22 protein-coding genes are annotated in these 18,196 nt (G+C 69.4%); 11 read left to right on the top strand and 11 right to left on the bottom strand.

Translation table 11 applies throughout. The features are described from left to right. The first annotated feature begins 11 nt into the window (after window positions 1-11). Together ACTWNK_RS41665 and ACTWNK_RS41660 are read left to right on the top strand one after the other, a co-directional pair. Complete coding sequence (locus ACTWNK_RS41665; RefSeq protein ID WP_474310574.1) at window positions 12-1,580, top strand: RNA-directed DNA polymerase; 1,569 nt, start codon at window positions 12-14, stop codon at window positions 1,578-1,580. Window positions 1,581-1,591: 11 nt separating this feature from the next. Beyond that, entirely contained in the window at window positions 1,592-2,104 is a 513-nt protein-coding gene (locus tag ACTWNK_RS41660) for a hypothetical protein (protein ID WP_474310573.1), read from the top strand. Here the strand turns inward: ACTWNK_RS41660 and ACTWNK_RS41655 are convergent. The 4 genes from ACTWNK_RS41655 to ACTWNK_RS41640 form a co-directional block, all read right to left on the bottom strand. After that, on the bottom strand, window positions 2,080-2,388 hold the full coding sequence (locus ACTWNK_RS41655; RefSeq protein WP_474310571.1) for a hypothetical protein: 309 nt from the start codon (window positions 2,386-2,388) through the stop codon (window positions 2,080-2,082). The two genes, ACTWNK_RS41660 and ACTWNK_RS41655, sit on opposite strands and share 25 nt — an antisense overlap. A gap of 249 nt (window positions 2,389-2,637) precedes the next feature. Continuing rightward, entirely contained in the window at window positions 2,638-3,120 is a 483-nt protein-coding gene (locus ACTWNK_RS41650; RefSeq protein ID WP_474310569.1) for a hypothetical protein, read from the bottom strand. Continuing rightward, window positions 3,117-4,496, bottom strand: coding sequence for an ATP-binding protein (locus tag ACTWNK_RS41645; protein ID WP_474310568.1), 1,380 nt, complete (start codon window positions 4,494-4,496; stop codon window positions 3,117-3,119). Before ACTWNK_RS41645 ends, ACTWNK_RS41650 begins: the two co-directional genes overlap by 4 nt. After that, window positions 4,493-5,167, bottom strand: a complete 675-nt coding sequence (locus ACTWNK_RS41640) for a response regulator (protein WP_474310566.1) — start codon at window positions 5,165-5,167, stop codon at window positions 4,493-4,495. The genes ACTWNK_RS41645 and ACTWNK_RS41640 overlap by 4 nt, the downstream gene beginning before the upstream one ends. Before the next feature lie 153 nt (window positions 5,168-5,320). Between ACTWNK_RS41640 and ACTWNK_RS41635 the strand changes: the two genes are divergently transcribed. After that, window positions 5,321-5,836 (top strand): hypothetical protein, encoded by a 516-nt coding sequence (locus ACTWNK_RS41635; RefSeq protein ID WP_474310565.1) that lies wholly within the window; start codon window positions 5,321-5,323, stop codon window positions 5,834-5,836. Between the two features lie 132 nt (window positions 5,837-5,968). Next, the gene (locus ACTWNK_RS41630) at window positions 5,969-6,787 is read left to right on the top strand and encodes a pentapeptide repeat-containing protein (protein WP_474310564.1); all 819 of its coding nucleotides are present in this window, start codon (window positions 5,969-5,971) and stop codon (window positions 6,785-6,787) included. Here the strand turns inward: ACTWNK_RS41630 and ACTWNK_RS41625 are convergent. Genes ACTWNK_RS41625 through ACTWNK_RS41615 form a run of 3 tightly spaced genes read right to left on the bottom strand, consistent with a single transcriptional unit; the run spans window position 6,784 to window position 8,658 of the window. Next, window positions 6,784-7,632, bottom strand: a complete 849-nt coding sequence (locus ACTWNK_RS41625; RefSeq protein WP_474310561.1) for an SRPBCC domain-containing protein — start codon at window positions 7,630-7,632, stop codon at window positions 6,784-6,786. The two genes, ACTWNK_RS41630 and ACTWNK_RS41625, sit on opposite strands and share 4 nt — an antisense overlap. Further along, complete coding sequence (locus ACTWNK_RS41620) at window positions 7,625-8,182, bottom strand: ArsR/SmtB family transcription factor (protein ID WP_474310560.1); 558 nt, start codon at window positions 8,180-8,182, stop codon at window positions 7,625-7,627. Before ACTWNK_RS41620 ends, ACTWNK_RS41625 begins: the two co-directional genes overlap by 8 nt. 35 nt (window positions 8,183-8,217) lie before the next feature. Continuing rightward, window positions 8,218-8,658 (bottom strand): Lrp/AsnC family transcriptional regulator, encoded by a 441-nt coding sequence (locus ACTWNK_RS41615; RefSeq protein WP_474310559.1) that lies wholly within the window; start codon window positions 8,656-8,658, stop codon window positions 8,218-8,220. Window positions 8,659-8,766: 108 nt separating this feature from the next. Between ACTWNK_RS41615 and ACTWNK_RS41610 the strand changes: the two genes are divergently transcribed. Together ACTWNK_RS41610 and ACTWNK_RS41605 are read left to right on the top strand one after the other, a co-directional pair. Beyond that, window positions 8,767-9,666, top strand: a complete 900-nt coding sequence (locus ACTWNK_RS41610; RefSeq protein WP_474310558.1) for an NAD-dependent epimerase/dehydratase family protein — start codon at window positions 8,767-8,769, stop codon at window positions 9,664-9,666. A gap of 19 nt (window positions 9,667-9,685) precedes the next feature. Beyond that, window positions 9,686-10,309, top strand: a complete 624-nt coding sequence (locus ACTWNK_RS41605; protein WP_474310557.1) for an aldo/keto reductase — start codon at window positions 9,686-9,688, stop codon at window positions 10,307-10,309. 3 nt (window positions 10,310-10,312) lie between these two features. Here the strand turns inward: ACTWNK_RS41605 and ACTWNK_RS41600 are convergent, their stop codons facing one another. Further along, window positions 10,313-11,125, bottom strand: a complete 813-nt coding sequence (locus tag ACTWNK_RS41600; RefSeq protein WP_474310556.1) for an SDR family oxidoreductase — start codon at window positions 11,123-11,125, stop codon at window positions 10,313-10,315. A 196-nt stretch (window positions 11,126-11,321) separates the two neighbouring features. Between ACTWNK_RS41600 and ACTWNK_RS41595 the strand changes: the two genes are divergently transcribed. Further along, complete coding sequence (locus ACTWNK_RS41595) at window positions 11,322-12,200, top strand: lytic polysaccharide monooxygenase auxiliary activity family 9 protein (protein WP_474310554.1); 879 nt, start codon at window positions 11,322-11,324, stop codon at window positions 12,198-12,200. A 94-nt stretch (window positions 12,201-12,294) separates the two neighbouring features. Then, window positions 12,295-12,867: a DUF305 domain-containing protein gene (locus ACTWNK_RS41590; protein ID WP_474310553.1), complete on the top strand. Its 573-nt coding sequence runs from the start codon at window positions 12,295-12,297 to the stop codon at window positions 12,865-12,867. A gap of 124 nt (window positions 12,868-12,991) precedes the next feature. Here ACTWNK_RS41590 and ACTWNK_RS41585 read toward each other — a convergent pair whose 3' ends face one another. The 3 genes from ACTWNK_RS41585 to ACTWNK_RS41575 are packed head-to-tail and all read right to left on the bottom strand — an operon-like array spanning window position 12,992 to window position 14,388. Beyond that, window positions 12,992-13,288 carry a hypothetical protein gene (locus ACTWNK_RS41585; RefSeq protein ID WP_474310552.1) on the bottom strand — a complete coding sequence of 99 codons (297 nt, stop codon included), beginning with the start codon at window positions 13,286-13,288 and terminating at the stop codon, window positions 12,992-12,994. A 45-nt stretch (window positions 13,289-13,333) separates the two neighbouring features. After that, window positions 13,334-13,789, bottom strand: a complete 456-nt coding sequence (locus ACTWNK_RS41580; RefSeq protein WP_474310551.1) for a hypothetical protein — start codon at window positions 13,787-13,789, stop codon at window positions 13,334-13,336. Window positions 13,790-13,794: 5 nt separating this feature from the next. Further along, a complete protein-coding gene (locus ACTWNK_RS41575) occupies window positions 13,795-14,388 on the bottom strand; it encodes a hypothetical protein (RefSeq protein WP_474310550.1) in 594 nt (197 codons plus the stop codon). Between the two features lie 153 nt (window positions 14,389-14,541). Here ACTWNK_RS41575 and ACTWNK_RS41570 point away from each other — a divergent pair, with 153 nt between their 5' ends. The 3 genes from ACTWNK_RS41570 to ACTWNK_RS41560 all read left to right on the top strand — a co-directional run bounded on the left by ACTWNK_RS41570 (window position 14,542) and on the right by ACTWNK_RS41560 (window position 18,167). Further along, complete coding sequence (locus ACTWNK_RS41570; RefSeq protein WP_474310549.1) at window positions 14,542-16,152, top strand: ABC-F family ATP-binding cassette domain-containing protein; 1,611 nt, start codon at window positions 14,542-14,544, stop codon at window positions 16,150-16,152. Window positions 16,153-16,251: 99 nt separating this feature from the next. Beyond that, on the top strand, window positions 16,252-17,025 hold the full coding sequence (locus ACTWNK_RS41565) for a hypothetical protein (RefSeq protein WP_474310548.1): 774 nt from the start codon (window positions 16,252-16,254) through the stop codon (window positions 17,023-17,025). 128 nt (window positions 17,026-17,153) lie between these two features. Next, window positions 17,154-18,167, top strand: coding sequence for an alkaline phosphatase family protein (locus ACTWNK_RS41560; protein ID WP_474310546.1), 1,014 nt, complete (start codon window positions 17,154-17,156; stop codon window positions 18,165-18,167). The last annotated feature ends 29 nt before the right edge of the window (window positions 18,168-18,196 follow it).

The following is an 18,196-nucleotide window of genomic DNA, read 5'->3' as shown; positions in this document are numbered from 1 at the left end:
TCATGCGAATCATGAGACCGGTTCCGGTGGAGGTTCTTTCGCGCCTTGATCTTGAAGGTGCTGTGGGGCGGGAGGCTGATGCTGTTGAGCCGTTGGTTCCGGTGTCGCCGGGTGCGGTGGAGATGAGGAAGGGGAGGGTGGCGTTCGCGCTCTGGCTGGGTGGGCAGCTTCGGGCGGGGTTGCCGAGTGGGTGTGGGGTGGTTGTGTCTGTGGCCAAACCGGTCACCGGTAGCCGGGCGGTCGCGATCTGGGGATTTCCTGAGCGGGTCACCTACAGGGCATTGACCGATCTGCTGATGACATCGGCGAAGTACGAGGTGGACCGTTCGCCTGAGCGGTATCGGGATTTCGTCAACGCGCCGATGGCATATGCGCAGGAGCTTGGCCCTCGGCCGGAGAAAGAAAACACTCTGTTCGCAGGGGTCTGGCCCGATGAGGCGATCGTTCAATATGTCGTCAAGGCTGACATTGCGTCGTTCTACGACTACGTCGATCATGACATTCTCGGCCGGGAGTTGCTGATCCGTACAGCCGACCATGCTGCTGTCGAGTGCCTTCTGGACCTGCTCGGTGATGTTCAGGGGAGGCGTTACGGGCTTCCCCAGCTCCTTGAGCCCTCCGATCGGCTTTCCGATGTGTACGCGACTCGGGTGTTGAGGGCCCTGCGGCGAAAGCAGTGGCCTGCATGGCGTTTCAATGACGATTTCCGGATCGCGGTCGAGACATTCGAGGAGGTCAAGCGGGCGCTGGACGATCTGACGGCGGCTGCTCGGGACAATGGCCTGATCCTGAACGAGTCCAAGACCCGTACGCCGTCGATCGCCAGCTACTGGCGCGAGACGGTGATCGGCCAGGTTGACGTCAACCTGCCACGAACAGGTATGCAGTCTCATCCAGCGGATTTCGTGGCCGACTACTTCGAGGAGTCCCTCACTGGTGACCCCGGGTGGGCCATCGAATTCCTCGAATCGACCGTCACGCCCCGCGACGGCGGAGCCGACGACTCGACCTCCGAGAAGACGAATCTGCGTAACGCAGATCGTTCCGACATCAGGTTCGTCCGGCGGGCGCTCTTGCGGTTGGCCGATCCGACGGAACCGCGTGCGCTGTCGGTGCTGCCCAAGATGGAGAGCATCGTCGGATTTCTCCCGTCAGTGACGCCGTACGTCCTTCAGTACCTGCGGGCCATGGCCGGGCTCGATCGGCCTGCGGTGATCAGAACGATGGAGGCGATCACCACGGATGTGAGCCTCAGCGATTGGCAGCGGTTCTGTGTGCTCCGCACAATCGGGGATCTGGGGCTCGCCGATACCGAGACGTTGTCCGCCTGGGTGGACGGCCATCGCGGGCGACGCTTCGAGCCTGTCGTACGCGCCGAGGCTGCGCTTGTCCTCGCGGCAGCCGGGCGTATCGACCCCCAGGAGGTCACGCGTGCCCTCGACCAGGAACCATGGGCATTGTTGTCCTGGTACCTGGTGGCCTTACGGCGGTTGCGCGAGCGTGGGTTCGTCACCCAGGAGGCGTACGACGCCGTTCGGGACGAGGGCGGCATGCACGCCGCGATTCTGGCCCCGTCATGACCCTGGAACCTGTGATTCTCGACATCACCGAAAATGCGCTGGAAGAGCTCATCGCGACCCATGCCAGGGCCGGAACGACGGCGACAGATCGGGCGGCCTGCTGGTTGCGCATGGTCAGCGTCGTGGAGATCTACGCCGAGGCGCTTCTCCTCCGCCTTGACGGAGAGGGGCAGGGCAAGGCTTCTCACGGGTGGGCCGAGGTGAAGAAGGCCCTGGAGAAACGTCACGAAATCGATGTCGGCCTGGTCGAGGGCAGTACAGCATTAGAGGCGTGCTTCGTCGTCCGAAACGCCGTCGCGCATGGGCTTGGGCGTTTCACTCCGCACCAGCTGGCGAAGGACAAGCCTCGCGAGCTACGTGCCATCGGCGTACCCGTTCGTGACGGCGCGGTGGTGATCACCTCTGGGACGCTCGCCGTCTGCGCCCTGACCTGTCGGGAGTTCGTCACTGGGCTGGATCGTGTGGCCCATGGCCAGGGCGCAGGGGCGAGGGAAGGGCCTCAGGGAATGTACACCGTGAAGTAGTACCCCGCCGGCCAGCGGCCGGGGAAGCCTCGGTCCCAGTAGCAGGCGCCTACGCCGGTGAAGTCGCCGTTGACGGCGGCGTCGAGGAAGGCGGTGCGGCATTCGGTGATGGTGGCGTAGGGGCCTACGCGGTACCAGTCGGGAGGTAGGGGAGCGGACTGGGTGACGCCGGTGGGAGGGGAGGTGGATGCGGAGGCGGGGGTGGTGAGGGTGGCGGCGGTGCCGGTGCCGGTGGTGATGGCGGTGGTGAGCAGGGCGGCGGTGAGCAGGTGGCCGAGCTTCATGCGGGGACTCCTCGCACTGGTGGGGGAGAACCGGGGCGAATCAACTCGCAAAGACTGAATCAACTAGCGACGACCTCATGGCCCGAAGAACCAGGCTGGCTCATGAGGTACGGCGGTCACCACAAGGGGAACATCGATCGGCTTGGGCGAGGAGCTATCGAATGTCCATATTTCGGGCGCATGACCCCAGCCGCCAAGCCCGTTCCGGGCACCATCGAGCTACCGCCGCCCCGAGCCACCGCCACCCCCTCACGCGTAGTCCGAGCACCGTACGTCCCCCTTGTCCGGCACCGCCACCACGACCTCCTCCACCCCGACCCCACGCCGAGCCGCGGTCGCCGAAGCGATCGTGCACACGAGCTGCCCGGTGGCCACGTCCGACAGGCGCGAGACGGGGGGCAGCCAGCGGTCATCCACCAGCATCGGCACGCCTTTGTCCAGCTTGAAGCCGGTGTCGTTCACGCGTACCGCCAGATTCCTGGGCAACCGGGTGTCGAACGAGCGGTCGCGCTCCTTCGACGTCGGCCCGGCGATCAGCAGGGTGACGGCCTCGGAGGCGGTCAACGGGCCCTCGGGACGGCTGAGGGGAGCGAGGTTGCCGTCGACGACGAAGTACAGACGCGTGCCTTGGATGAAGCCGCGCGCGGGCTCACCGGCGTCGATGACGGACGTGGGACCGACGCCACACGCGGCGACCACCAGGAGCGGACAGAGCAGGCGCAGGGCTCTCATGGCCGGCTCCTCGGCAGTGTGAGGGTGAAGACGGCGCCGGGACCGGGGGCCACGGTGAGGTCGCCGCCGTGCAGGAGGGCGTTCTCGCGGGCGATGGCCAGGCCGAGACCGCTGCCTTCGGAGCGGGCGCGTGCGGCGTCGGCCTTGTAGAAGCGCTCGAACACATGGGGAAGCACGTCCGAGGCCAGCCCGGGACCGTGGTCGGCGACCTCGACGGCCACGGCCCGGGCCTCGACGCGTACCCGCACGGTGACCGGCGCCTCCCCGTGCCGCAACGCGTTGCCGACGAGATTGGCGACGATGACGTCCAGGCGTCGTGGATCGAGCGGCACCCGTACCCCCGATGGCAGGTCGGCGGTGACGGTGCTCGTCCAGCCGCGCGAGCGCAGGCAGGCGGCGACGGCGGCGCCGACGTCCACGTCGTTGAGATTGAGTACGGCAGCGCCCGCGTCGAAGCGCGAGATCTCCATCAGGTCGTCGACCAGCGTGGTGAGCCTGGCGATCTCCGAGGTGACCATCCGGGCGGCGGTCGCGGCGTCGGAGTCGAGCCGGTCGGCCCCGGCTTCGAGCACGTCGGTGACGGCGGTGGCGGCGGCCAGGGGCGTACGGAGTTCGTGCGAGACGTCGGCGACGAACCGCCGCGACCTGGCCTCCATCTCACGCAGCTCACCGACCGAGCGTTCGAGCGCGGCGGCGGTCTCGTTGAACCGCCCGGCCAGCCTGGCCAGCTCGTCGCTGCCGCGTACGGGCAGCCGGGTCTCCAGGCGCCCTTCGCCCAGCCGGGTGGCCGCACGGTCCAGATCGGCGACGGGACGCAGCACACCACGCGCGGCCAGCAGCCCGGCCAGTACGGCGAGCAGGACGACGGGCAGTGCGGCGGTCTGCGCGGCGCGCAGCACGGCGGCCTCGTCGGACGCGGCCTGCGCGAGCGACTCGACCAGGTAGATGGTGATCCCCGAAGGCTCCCCACCGGCCAGCAGCATGACCCTGCTGCCACCCACGAGGTACGGCACGCCGTCGCGGGTCACGCGCTGCCAGGCCAGGGCCGATCGCGTGCGGACCTGTTCGCGTAGCTCGGCGGTGATACGGGCGTCGCTGGGCACGGCGCCGTCCCTGACCACGTACACCTTGCGGTCGCCGACCTCCAGGTCTTCGGCCAGCAGGGCGAGCTCGCCGTCGCTCGCGGGCAGTGCGACGTCGCGGGCCAGCAGCAGCACGCGGTTCCTGAAGTCCTGCAGCAGCCGGTCCTGCACCCCGGCCAGCAGGTTCTCCCGCGCCTTGACATAGGTCAGCCCGGCGGCTCCCACCGCGCTCAGCCCCCCGACCAGCACGAACGTGATCACCAGCCGGGCCCGCAGACCTCGCAGCCAGCTCATACCGGTCCGAAGCGATAGCCGAATCCCCGCACGGTCTGCACGTACCTCGGCTCGGCGGGCACGTCCTCGATCTTGGCGCGCAGCCGTTGCACACACGCGTCGACCAGCCGCGAGTCGCCCAGGTAGTCGTGCTCCCACACCGATTCGAGCAGTTGCTGCCTGCTGAAGACCTGTCCGGGCGCGGCCGACAGGTGCAGCAGCAGCCGTAGCTCCATCGGCGGCAGCGTCACCTGCAGCCCGGCCCTGGTCACGGTCAGCGAGGCCCGGTCCACCCGCAGGTCGCCGTGGCTCTCCACGGGCGAGGCGACCCCGTCCGTACGGCGCAGCACGGCTCTGATCCTGGCCTCGAGCACCTGCGGGCGTACCGGCTTGACCACGTAGTCGTCGGCTCCGGCTTCGAGGCCGCCGACCACGTCGAAGTCGTCGCCGCGCGCGCTCAGCATGACGATCGAGGTGGAGGTGGTCGCGCGGATGCGCCTGCACACCTCGAAGCCGTCGATGCCGGGCAGCATGAGGTCGAGCACGACCACGTCGGCGGCGAAGCGGGCCAATCGCGCCAGGCCTTCCTCGCCCGATGCGGCCGATTCGACCTCGTGCTCCCTGCCCTTGAGGGCGAGCGTCAGGGCGTCCCTGACGCTGGGGTCGTCCTCGATCAGCAACACGCGGGCCATGCGTTCCAGTATCGGCGGCGCTGCGTTGCGGTTTGTCCGGTCCTGGAAGCTATTACGTGTTCATGACATCGCGCGGACGGGCCGCGTACAGGGGATCGGCAGGGTGATGGGCAGTCAGCGACCTGCTGGCGGAAAGCGACCCATGGAGGACACGTGTTCATCACCAAGCGGCGCCTCGCCGTCCTGGCCGCCATCCCCGCCCTCGCCCTGAGCGCGGCCTGCGGAGCCCAGAGCTTCGCCAGCACCGGCGCCGACGCCCCCGCCGCGGCCTCCGGGAGCGCGGCCAAGCCGAGCTGGCACGACACCGCGCTGAAGTTCGCCTCGTGCATGCGTGAGAACGGCATCGACATCCCCGACCCGGTCAAGGGCCAGGACCTCGACACCAGCGCCGTCACCAAGGTCACCCAGGCCAAGCTCGACGCCGCCATGAAGGCGTGCGAGGAGTGGAACTCCGTCATTCTCGGCGGCGCCGAGCCGACCTCGCCCGAGGACGAGGCCAAGTTCACCGCATGGGCGGAGTGCCTGCGCAAGGGCGGCGTGTGGCAGCCCGTCGGCAAGGAGGACAAGCCCGCCGGCTTCAAGCAGGTCAAGCCCGGCTCGCCCGAGGAGCGTAAGGCCTTCGAGGCCTGCGCCGCCATCGAGCCCCCGGCCCCGTACGAAGAGGGCTGATCCCAGAGCTCCCGCGCCCTCGCCGGGCCATCCCCCTTCCTGCTGGCCCCCTTCCTGCTGGGGGGCAGGAAGGGGTGGCGAGGGCGCGGGAAAGGGGTGGGGAGGCGTCGCGGCGAACCGTAGACTTTCCCGGTGGTGAAGGCGATCGACGGGCTGCGGGCCGACTGTTCCAGGTGCTTCGGATTGTGCTGTGTGGTTCCGGCGTTCGCCGCCTCGGCCGACTTCGCGATCGACAAGCCCGCCCGTACGGCCTGCCCCCATCTGGGCGGCGACTTCAGATGCGGCATCCACGCCGAGCTCAGGCCCAAGGGCTTCACCGGATGCACGGTCTACGACTGTTTCGGGGCCGGGCAGCAGGTGTCGCAGGTGACGTTCGAGGGGCGGGACTGGCGTGCCGATCCGGGGTCGGCGCAGCGGATGTACGCCGTGTTCCCCGTCATGCGTGATCTGCACGAGTTGCTGCGCTATCTGGCCGAGGCCAGGGCCATGCCGCAGGCGCGAGCCGTGCACCAGGACCTGGATCGGGCCTTCGCCGAGATCGAGGCGATCACCAACCAGGGCGCGGACGCCGTGCTGAAGGCCGATGCCGGGGCCCTGCGCCAGGCGGTGAACCCGCTCCTGCTACGGGCCAGCGAGCTGGTCAGGGCCAAGGCGGCCAAGGGCAGGGGCAAGGACCGCAGGGGAGCCGACCTCATCGGGGCCAAGCTGCGCAAGGCCGATCTGCGGGGGGCGAGCCTGCGGGGCGCCTACCTCATCGGGGCCGACCTGAGGGAGGCCGACCTGCGTTCGGCCGACGTCATCGGGGCCGACTTCAGGAACGCCGATCTGCGCGGGGCCGATCTGACGGGCGCGCTGTTCCTGCTGCAGTCACAGCTGGACGCGGCCAGAGGCGATGACGCCACCCGGGTGTCGCCATCGCTCTCCAGACCGGCGCACTGGTCGAAGGCCTAGGCCGCGGGCTCCTCGATCCAGCGGGGGGTCCAGTCGGGCACCTCGTTGAAGCGGCGCAGCTCGACGATGCCGCTGAGGATGCCGGTCCAGCCCGCGTAGGGCGGGGCGTCGGTCTTGAAGCCGCTCTGGACGAAGGTGAGTTTGGTCCGGCCGCCGGACTCCTCCAGCTCCCAGGTGGCGACGCCCATGATGCCCCAGTCGATGACCATGCGCGCCTCGGGCTCCAGCTCGACGATCCTGGCGGGGTGGGGGTCGTTGTCCAGGCCGCCCATCGCGAACCTGCCGCCGACGTGCGGCTCGATGCCGATCGGGTAGCCGAACCACGCGGTGGTCTTCTCCGACGAGGTCAGCGAGTCGTAGACCTCGGCGACGGGTGCGCCGATGAGGTACTCCGCGCGCAGCTCCGGACTGGTGAAGTCGGTGCGCGCGCCGACGGGACGGCCTTCGGCGTAGTCGGCGAGGTTGCCGAGCGAAAGGTACCAGTACGTCTGCAGGGCGCCCCTGATCGTGGACTCGCTGAGCGCCTCCTCCATGCTGAAGTGCGACTGCGACAGGGTGAGCACGGTGCTGTCGTCCTCGCCCTCGGCCAGGGTGATCTCGGTCGTCGTCTCGACGCCGTCGAGCAGCCAGGCGAAGCGGATCGTGTGCTCGTCGGCGTGCAGCAGGCGCTGGTGCGGCGCGTCGCCCTCGGGCGTGAAGCGACCCCAGAACTCATAGCGGTGCGGCAGCTCGACCTCGGCGTGCTCGGCCAGCCAGACCCGCAGCGCCTCCGGGTCGGTGAGCGCGTGGTGCACCTGCTTGACGGGGGCGGCGATACGAACGCCGATCTTCATCGGGTCACTCATGACGATCTCCCTTGGGGTAACAGGCCACGGCGAGCTTGAAGGCGTCTCCTTCTGCGCCGCCGTAGCGGGTGAACAGCTCCTGCAGGGTGTGCTGCAGGTCTTCGAAGAACTGGGCGCGCTGGTCCGCCTTGATGCGGATCTCGCCCGACACACCGACGGACGGCAGTTCGGGCGCCGTGCGGTCGAGCGCGGCGACGTCGGCCTGGACCTCCTCCATCAGGTCGAGGAGGTAGCCGAGGCTCATCTCCTCCTGCTGCCTGTGCAGGCCGATCCGCCCGACGAGCCGGGGCGAGAGCCAGTAGGAACGGGCACTGGCCTGGTAGACGCCTTCGTGGATGCCGCGCACCTTGCGCTCGCCCACCTGGGTGACCAGGCCGGCGTCCACGAGCCGTTTGACGTGGTAGTAGACCCGCTGTGGGGTCTGCCCGAGCACGGCGGCGACCTCGCCGCACGAGCGGGGCTCGGCGAGCTGCCTCAGCACCTCGATGCGCTGGGGCTTGAGCAGGGCTTCGGCCTGCTCGATCTCTTCCAGGTACAGGACGTCTCTCATCGCAAAATCAAGCTTGTACGTAAAAATGAATTTTGTCAATGAGTCTCGGACGGCAGCAGAACCCTGTGCTCGACCGGCGACGACATGACGATCGAGGTCGTCGTCCGGCCCAGTGTGGACAGCTGCTCCAGCAGTTCCTCCAGGTGGGAGGTGTCCCGAACCGCGATCTTGATGATCCAGCAGTCCTCGCCCACCACGTGGTGCACCTCCCGAATCTCCATCCGGGCCAGCACGTCCTGGGTACGGGGATGGCGTAGCGAGAAGCCGCCGTGCGGGTTCACCCGGACGAAGGCCTGAAGGTGATAGCCGAGCCGCACCGCCGACACCTGCGCCGTGTAGCCGGTGATCGTGCCCGACGCCTCCAGCCTGCGGATGCGCTCGGCGACCGCGGCCGGGCTGAGCCGTACCCTTCGGCCGAGTTCGCTCAGGGTGATGCGGCCTTCCAGTTGGACCAGCTCCAGCAGATGCAGGTCCACGGAATCGTGGGGGATATCCCGAAGATGCCGTGGATCTTTTGGGGAAACCGCGTCAACAGTCATGAATGCCCCTTCAATCGGCCGTGCAACAGCGGAAGACTTGGCGTCATGAAGGAAGTTTGCCTCATCGGTGGCAGCCGCTATTTCGGCAAGCGGCTGATCGTGCTCCTGCAGGAAGCGGGCGCGCACGTCACGGTCGTCAACAGGGGATCGGCTCCGGCGCCCCAGGGCACCACGCATCTCGTCGCCGACCGCGACGACGAGAGCGCCCTGGCCGAGGCGATCGGCGAGCGTACGTTCGACGTGGTCGTCGACCAGGTGCTCTACACGCCGCCCCAGGCCGACATCGCCCGCAGGGTCTTCGCCGGGCGCACTCGGCGCTACGTCATGACCTCCACGATCGAGGTGTACGAGCGGGTGACCAGGCGGGCCCCGGTCACCGAGGACGCCGTCGACCTGACCGCCTGGCCGGTGCGCCTGGACCTGCCCTGGCACGACGAGCAGGCCATCGCCCGCGTCTACGGCGTCGAGGGCGGCTACGGCGAGGGCAAGCGCCAGGCCGAGGCCGTGCTGAGCGCCGAGGGAGCGCCGTTCGACGTGGTCACCGTGCGCTGCGCCCACGTGCTCGGCGGCGGCGCCGAGGACTTCACCGGCAGGCTGGCCCACTACGCCGATCGGGTACGCGACGGCATCCCGATCGTCGTGCACGCCGACAACCACCCCTCGACCTACATCCACTACGGCGAGATCGCCGATTTCCTGCTGTGGGCGGCCAAGGGCGACTTCACCGGCCCGGTCAACGCCTGCTCCGACGGCGAACTCGACGTCACCGACCTGGTCGCCGGATTCGGCGGCACCCCGCTGTGGCGCGTCGCCGAGCCGGGGGAGGAGACCTCGCCCTACTCCTTCGCCACGCCGTACGGCATGAGCAACGCCAGGGCGAGTGCGCTGGGGTTTCCGTTCAGGAAGGTGGCCGACTGGCTGCCCGACGTGATCGCGGGAGGGTAGGCCGCGGCGGATCGGCGGGGTGGAGGTCGGGGTCGTCGGGCTGGGCGCGATGCCGCTGTCGATCGAGGGCAGGCCGGACCCGGCCAGGGCACTGGCCACCGTGCGGGCGGCGGTCGAGGCCGGTGCGACGCTGGTCGACACGGCCGACTCCGGCGTCGAGGCGATCGGGCTGTACCAGCTGCACAAACCGGACCCGGAGGTGCCGTGGGCCGAGTCCGTCGGCGCGCTCGCCGACCTGCTGGACGACGGCAAGATCCTGATGGCTGGGATCTCGAACGTCGACTCCGCCCAGATCCACGAGGCGAACGAGGTGCTCGGCGGGCGGCTGGTGTCGGTGCAGAACGAGTTCGCGCCCTCGGTGCGCGCGGCGGCGGCCGAGCTGCGGCTGTGCGCCGATCTCGGGCTGGCCTTCCTGCCGTGGGGCACGTTCGCGGGTGTGGCCGAGCCGGGCAGTCCGTTCGTCGGCGTGGCGGCGGCCAGGGGCGTGAGCCCGCACCGGGTGTGCCTGGCCTGGATGCTGGCGCTGTCGCACACCACGGTGGTGATCCCAGGCTCGACCAGGCCGGAGTCGATCCGCGACTCGGCGGCGGCGGCCGGCCTGGTGCTGACCGAGGACGAGCTCGACCTGCTGGGCCGGGTGTAGCGGCTATCCGGCCAGGCGCAGGTGCTCGGCGAGCGAGCGCGGCCGGTGCCCGGCGACGCGTTCGACCGTGTCGCTGACCACGTCGAGCTCGCCCGCCGCGATCGCGGTGTAGGAGGTCACCCAGCCGTCGACCTCCCACCGCGGCGCGCCGTACTTCGCCCTGGAGGCGTAGGCCTCCTCGACCGTCTCCGCGTGGTAGCGGGCGCCGAGCAGGTCGGCGATCTCGGCCATGCTGAGCGCCTCGGGGCCGGTCAGGTCGAAGGTCTGGCCTTCGTACCCGGCCGAGGTGAGCACGGCGGCGGCCACGTCGGCGATGTCGTCACGCGCCACCACCCCCGCCCTGCCGTCGCCCGCCGGGCCCCTGATCACGCCGTCCTCGCCGACCATGTACGGCAGGACGTCCATGTAGAGGTTGTCGCGCAGGAAGGTGAACTCCACGCCCGAGGCGCGGATGTGCTGCTCGGTGCTCCAGTGGTCACGGCCGAACGTGAACGTCGCGTCGGGCGCGGCGCCGAGGAAGGAGATGTACACGATGCGCGAGACGCCGGCCTCGACCGCCGCGTCCACGGCGCCGGTGTGCAGCGCCACCCGGCCCTCCTGCTCGGTGGCCGAGACCAGGAGCAGGGTGCCCACCCCGGCCAGGGCGTCGCGGAAGGCGTCGGGGTCGTCGTAGGAGGCCTGCTCGACCGTGGCGCCGGCCAGCGAGGGCGCGCGGGAGGCGTCGCGTACGACCAGGCGTTGCGGCGATCCGGAGGCGGCCACGCGTCTGGCGATCCTGCCGCCGAGTTCTCCGGTGGCCCCTGTCACAGCGATCATGCGTCCAGTGTGCCACCACGCCGCCAATCCGGGACAAAGCCACCGCAACGGGGGACCCATTCCTCGTCATTCCCCTTGCGTTAACGCGGTCGTATCGTTAACTCTTAAGAAGGTTTCCTTTTCAATGGCGCTGCTCCCGACGGCCTGACCAGCCGCAGCCGATGACCTCCCACCCCCCTTGCACATGGAGGAACAGGTGCACCAGCGAACCAAGGCTGCCCTTGCCGCGTCCGTCACCCTTGCCACCGCCATCGTCCTGCTCCCGGCCTCTCCGGCCAGCGCGCACGGCACGCTCTCGAACCCGCCGAGCAGGGTCTACGTCTGTAAGAACGAAGGGCCCGAGACGCCCAAGTCCGACGCCTGCAAGGCCGCCGTCGCCGCGGGCGGCCCCCAGGCGTACTACGACTGGAACGAGGTCTCCCTGCTGGAGGCCGGCGGCAGGCACCGCCAGCTCATTCCGGACGGCAAGCTGTGCAGCGCCGGCCGGGAGAAGTACCGGGGACTCGACCTGCAGCGTGCCGACTGGCCCGCCAAATCGGTGGCACCCGGACCGCTGACCGTGACGTACCACGCGTCGGCCCCGCACTCCAACAGCCACTTCGAGTTCTACATCACGCGTGACGGCTGGAACCCCACCATGCCGCTGAAGTGGTCGGACCTCGTTTCGATCAAGAACTTCAACAACCAGAACCCCACCACGTTCACCAACTGGACGATCAACCTGCCCCAGCGGTCGGGCCGCCACATCCTGTACTCCATCTGGCAGCGCGTGGTCGGCAGCAACGAGGCCTTCTACACCTGCTCGGACGTGGACTTCGGCGGCGGCACCACCCCCTCGCCCAGCCCCACCCCGACCGTGAGCCCCACCGTCGACCCCTCTCCGACGGTCTCGCCCACCGTCACCGCGAGCCCCTCGCCCACCGTGACCCAGAGCGGCACGTGGAAGGCGGGCACCGCCTACCGTGCGGGCGACCGGGTGACCTACAACGGGTCGACCTACGAGTGTGTGCAGCCGCACACCGCCTACGCAGGGTGGGAGCCGTCCAACGTCCCCGCCCTGTGGCGTCGCGTCTGACCTCGCACGCCGTACCTCGCGTAGCGCAGCGTCGTTAGACAAGTCAGCCCCGCCGTGCCGGCGGCGGGGCTGGCACGCAGCTCAGGAGCCCCCCATGAGACACCGCGCCGCAGCCCTGGCAGCCGTCGCGATCCTGGCCCTCTCCGGGTGCGGAGGGTACGGCGAGCCGCCAGCACTCGCCTCGGCGGCCACAGGCTCGGTCGACGCCGACGACGTGATGTTCCTGCAGATGATGATCCCCCATCACCGGCAGGGCATCGAGATCGTCAAGCTGGCCAAGGGCCATTCCAAGAACCCCGAGATCCAGCAGATGGCCGCGGCCATCGAGGCCACCCAGACGTCCGAGGTGCAGACCATGAGCGTATGGCTGCAGCAGTGGGAGCAGCCGCTCACCGCACCCAGCGACGCCCACGCCCACCACGGCGGCATGCCCGAGACGGAGAAGGCGCAGATCGACAGGCTGCGCAAGGCCAAGGAGTTCGACCGGGACTTCCTCAACCTGCTCATCTCGCACCAGGACGACGCCGTCCAGATGGCGAGGGTCGAGTCCGCGACGGGTGTCAACCCGCAGGTCATGACCCTGGCCAAGAGCATCGACAGCTCCCGCAACGACCAGATCGATCACATGCTGAACCTGCTGACGAAGGCAGCCAAAGCCGACTCGTAGGCGACGGGATCGGCATTCCACGAGCCCGCGCGCCCGGCCTGCGATGTGCGCACCAGCCACCAGGCCGGGCCTGGCCCTGACGACCGCAATGAGCGGGGGCGTGGGACCTCGCCGCCTCGGCCTGTCATGCGGCCCGGCCGGGGCGGGGGACCTCGGGGCCGTCGCCGGGGAAGGGGCCCTGGAGGTCGCGCGCGAGCTGGGGGTCGCTCCAGGCCACGGCGGTCGAGCGCCAGGAGGCGAGGGCGCGGTCGAAGGGGAGGAGTTCGCCGGTGTCGGCTCCGGCGATCAACTGGTCGAGGAGCTCCCTGACACAGCTGTCACGCTCGGTCTCGGGCAACCAGGCGACCCATGGAAGCTCCTCGGCCGGCGCCTGGGAGGGACCACGCAGAAACGCGCTGGAGCGAAAGCTCTTCGTCGTCACGCTCCCATCTTGTCGGAAGCAGTTCAGACAGGCTCGAGAGACGCCTCAGTACGGGCTCATCTGGTCCAGCACCTTGGCGGCGAGCGCGATGAACTGCTCGGCCCTCTCCACGTCGCGCAGGACGTCATCAGGAGTGATCTCCGGCGTGTCCGGGCGTGGATATTCGGCGCTGTTGCGACGGCGGCGCATCCGGTCGAAGGAGCGGAGTGCCTGCCCGAGCGGCGGGTCGAGTTGGGCCGTCACCACGTCCAGCACCGCGAGGTGCCCGCCACGGCTCGTGGCACGCAGTCCCTGGTTCTCCAGGATCGACGCGAGAGCCTTCCGTGAGGCGTCGTAGACGAGCTGGTAGGCCCCTGTGGGGTCCGTCCCGACACCGCTGCGGGCGAGGGCGATGTGCCGCTCGGCCTGGATGATCATGGTGTCGGCGTGGTCCCGGCTCGGTGGCACCCGCTCCACCTGGCCGGCGGCCAGCATCGCGTCGATCCGGTCGCGTCCTTGCATCCATCTCACGATGTGCTCCGGTTCAGGATCAGGGGGTGAAGGGGCTTGCTCCGCAGGGACGTCACGAACGGGTCGCCCTCGTCGGCATGCCATGACGCCGACGAGATCCGGGTGACGTTCACCTCACGGCCGAGGACGCGTTCCGCCGCTCGTGCCGCGTCGTACAGTTCGTCCTCGTCCGGGGAGCCCACCACGAGGACGTCGATGTCACGCGGGGGTGGCCCGGCCTGGTTCGCGTGCCGGGCGGCCCAGGAGCCGTAGATGTAGGCCTCGTCGACGCCTGAGATCGGCTGCAGGAGGGGCGGCAGGACGGCCACAGGGCCGAAGGTCACCGCCAGCAGGTCCGTGAGCGGTTTGGCGATGACCGTGTCGGTGTCGGCGCGGATGAGGCGGAGGTTGCCGTGCCGTCTCTCCTTGATCAGCCCGGCGGCGGCGAACCGGTCCGCCTCGCGGCTCACGGTCGACTGGGACGCCTTCACCCGATGCGCGAGATCGGTCGTCGAGTACTCCTTCTCCGGATGGAGGTACAGCCAGGCGAGCAGTTCGCCGACGATGTTGGACCGGAGCAGGGCCAGCAGCAGGGGCGGAGTCTCCCTCATAGATGCATAGTACTATGCATCTATCGCATAGACATCGCTCTGTGTAGTCGTTCGACCCCGATCGGCCGGGTCGTGTCGTGGTGCGAAAATCGGGAGGCCGGGAGGCTGGGACGGCCTGTAGCCTGCGGCGGGGACATGAGGGAGGGAACCGCTGTGGGACACGTCGAGGTCGGGCATCTGACGTATGTGTTGCCGGATGGGCGGCCGTTGCTTGATGACGTGTCGTTCAGGATCGGGGAGGGTGTCAAGGCGGCGCTCGTCGGGCCCAACGGGGCGGGGAAGACGACGCTGATGCGGCTCATCGCGGGCGACATCCAGCCGGTCGAGGGCAGCACCGCCAGTTCGGGCGGGCTCGGTGTGATGCGGCAGTTCATCGGAAGTGTGCGTGACGGCAGCACGGTGCACGACCTGCTGCTGAGCGTCGCGCCGCCGCCGGTGCGCGCGGCGGCGGAGCGCCTTGAAGCGGCCGAGCTCGTCATGATGGAGCGCGACGACGAGAAGACGCAGATGCGTTACGCGCAGGCCATCACCGACTACACCGACGCGGGCGGCTACGACATCGAGGTGCTCTGGGACACCTGTACGGTGGCCGCGCTCGGCATGCCGTACGACAGGGTGAAGTATCGGGAGACCTCGACGCTGTCGGGCGGTGAGCAGAAGCGGCTCGTGCTGGAGGCGTTGTTGCGTGGGCCCGACCAGACGCTGCTGCTCGACGAGCCCGACAACTACCTCGACGTGCCGGGCAAGGTCTGGCTCGAGGAGCAGCTCAGGGAGACGCCCAAGACGGTGCTCCTGATCAGCCACGACCGCCAGCTCCTGGCGAACGCGGCCGATCGCATCATCACCGTCGAGCAGGGCAACATCTGGATCCACGGCAGCGGCTTCCGTAGCTACGCCGAGGCCCGCAAGGCGCGCAACGAACGCCTCGACGAGCTGCGCAGGCGATGGGACGAGGAGCACGCCAAGCTCAAGCGCCTGGTCAACATGCTCAAGAACAAGGCCGCCTACAACGACGGCATGGCCGCGCCGTACCACGCGGCGATGACGAGGCTGCGCAGGTTCGAGGAGGCGGGGCCGCCCGAGGAGGCGCCGCGCGACCAGGCGATCACCATGCGGCTCAAGGGCGGGCGCACCGCCAAACGCGCGGTCATCGCCGAAGGCCTCGAACTGTCGGGCCTGATGAAGCCGTTCGACCTGGAGGTCTGGTACGGCGAGCGGGTCGCCGTGCTGGGCTCCAACGGGTCGGGCAAGTCGCACTTCCTGCGCCTGCTGGCGGGCGAGGCGATCAGGCACGAGGGTGTGGCCAGGCTCGGCGCACGTGTCGTACCCGGGCATTTCGCCCAGACCCATGCCCGGCCCGAGCTACGCGGTCGCACGCCGTGCGAGATCGTCATGAGCGAGCACGCCAGGCTCAAGAACGAGGCGATGAAGGCGCTCAGCCGCTACGAACTCGCCGGGCTGATCGCCGACCAGCGGTTCGAGACGCTTTCGGGCGGTCAGCAGGCCCGGCTGCAGATCCTGCTGCTGGAGCTGTCCGGTTCGACGTTGCTGCTGCTCGACGAGCCGACCGACAACCTCGACCTGGCCAGCGCCGAGGCCCTGCAGATCGGCCTGAACGCCTTCGACGGCACGGTCATGGCCGTCACGCACGACCGGTGGTTCGCCGAGGACTTCGACAGGTTCCTGGTGTTCGGCAGTGATGGGCGGGTCTATGAGGCGCCCGAGCCGGTATGGGATGAGTCGCGGGTGGTCCGCCCGCGTTAAAGATTGGGTACGGCAGGGGCGTGTCCCGCTTTCGCCGTGCCCAAGCCGGGCTATGACGGCAAAGTGATCCTTCGTCGTCGAATCGTCAGCGTCCTCGCAGTGGGGGCGATCACTCTCGCGGGCTGCTCCGGACAGGAGGCGGATCCCACGCCGCTGCAGCCGCTCGCGCTCAAGGAACAGGCCTCCAGCGTCAGCAAGGCCGACGCGGGCTACATCGTCAACTGGGCAGGGGTGCTGAACAACCGCAACCCCTGGCATTTCGGTGAGCACGTGGTGGCGACCGTCGTCGGGCGCGACGCGAAGGGCGGCGAGGTCGTCAGGATGGAGCAGTCGCTCGACGCCGTCCCGCCCTCCGGGTCGCTGGCCTTCACCGGGCAGGCCGTGGCGGCGGAGAAGCCGGAGAAGGTGACGATCGAGTACCGCCCGGCCCAGTGGCGACCGGCGGCGCGGATCACGTCGGCGTTCAAGCCGTTCCCCGTGAGCCGGGTGCTGACCCAGCGGCAGAAGAACGGCTCGTACCTGGTGACCGGGTATGTCGCCAACCCCTACCGCCTGCCCGCGAGCAGCCTGGTGGTCAGCGCGTTGCTGCGCGACACCGGCGGCAAGCTGGTGGGAGGGGCCAGTACGTTCGTCGACGACGTCGAGGGCGGCACCGACAAGCCGCGCTTCATCCTCACCATCGACGGCGTCGCGCCGCAGACCGAGGTCAAGGCCACCGAGGTGGTCGCCAGGACGTGGGGCTCGACCGGCAGGCCGTACGACGAGCTGGCCCTGGGCGGCGCACTGCCGGTCCACACGGCCAAGCCGACGACCGAGCCGTTCGCCAAGGACCGCAGGGGGCAGGCGCTCCCCGCAGCCGCCAAGCAGCAGTGAGCCGGGCGCGGCGAGGGCCGCACGCCCTCCCCGCGTCCCAGCCGTCTCACCCGTCTCACCCGTCCCACCCGTCCCAGCCGTCCCAGCCGTCCCAGCCGTCTCGGTCGTCACCTCTGTGCGCGTCCGTCGTGTCGTTCGCGCGCAGGCTGGTGGCGTGCGGTGCGGCGGCGGCCGGGCTGCTGGGACTCGCCGGGTGCGCACACCCGGCGCCACGGCAGGCCGCCTTCCCCGCCCTGACCGTCGGACCCGAGCTGACCACCACGACCACCAGCACCGCCGCGACCACCACCACCGCTACCTCCACCGCAGCCGTCGCACGGGAGCGCAAGGTGCTCGTGGTGGGTATGGACGGCGTCAGGTACGACAGGCTGCTGAGCGCGTATGTGCCGAACATGCGCGAGATGATGCGACAGGGCACGTTCGCGACCGGTGTGCTGCCGTTGAAGGGGCATGTGCGTTCGGTGAGCGGTCCGGGCTGGGCGACCGTGCTGACCGGCGTCGAACCCGCCAAGCACGGCGTACGCGACAACTCCTTCGCTGGGCGCAAGTTCACGAAATATCCGGACTTCTTGACGCGGCTTGAGCGGCTGCACCCGGACCTGCACACGGTCGCCGTCGCCGCATGGCGCTCGCTCGTCGACACCGGCGCGGTGGGCGGCCTCGTCGACTGGCACGCCACCGGCCACCGCACGCCGTACGGGCAGGGGGTGAAGGACGCGCTCATCGTCGAACGCACGGCGGGGCTGCTGCGGACGAGCCGGATCGACGTGGCGTTCCTGCACCTGGAGAACACCGACTCGGTCGCGCACAGGCTCGGCGCCTCCGGTGTGGACTACCTCGACGCGATCACCGCCATGGACGCGGCGCTCGGCAGGCTGTTCGCCGCGATCAAGGCGAGGCCGGGCTACGCGGCCGAGGACTGGACGGTGATCGTCACCACCGACCACGGCCATCGTGACAAGGGCGGTCACGGCGGCGCGTCGGCGGCCGAGCGGGGCATCTTCGTCCTGGCCGCGGGACCGGGCATCGCCGCAGGGGTACGACGCACCGGCGCACGCCTGGTGGACGTCGCGGCGACCGTGTTCGACCGGCTCGGCCTGCCGGTGCCGGACGAGCTCGACGGATCTTCACTCGCGTCCTGACTCGGCACTACTGCTGCTGTCATTAGAGC

Source organism: Nonomuraea sp. IBHARD001 (genome assembly GCF_056106265.1).
This window is presented reverse-complemented; position numbering and strand designations above follow the sequence as displayed.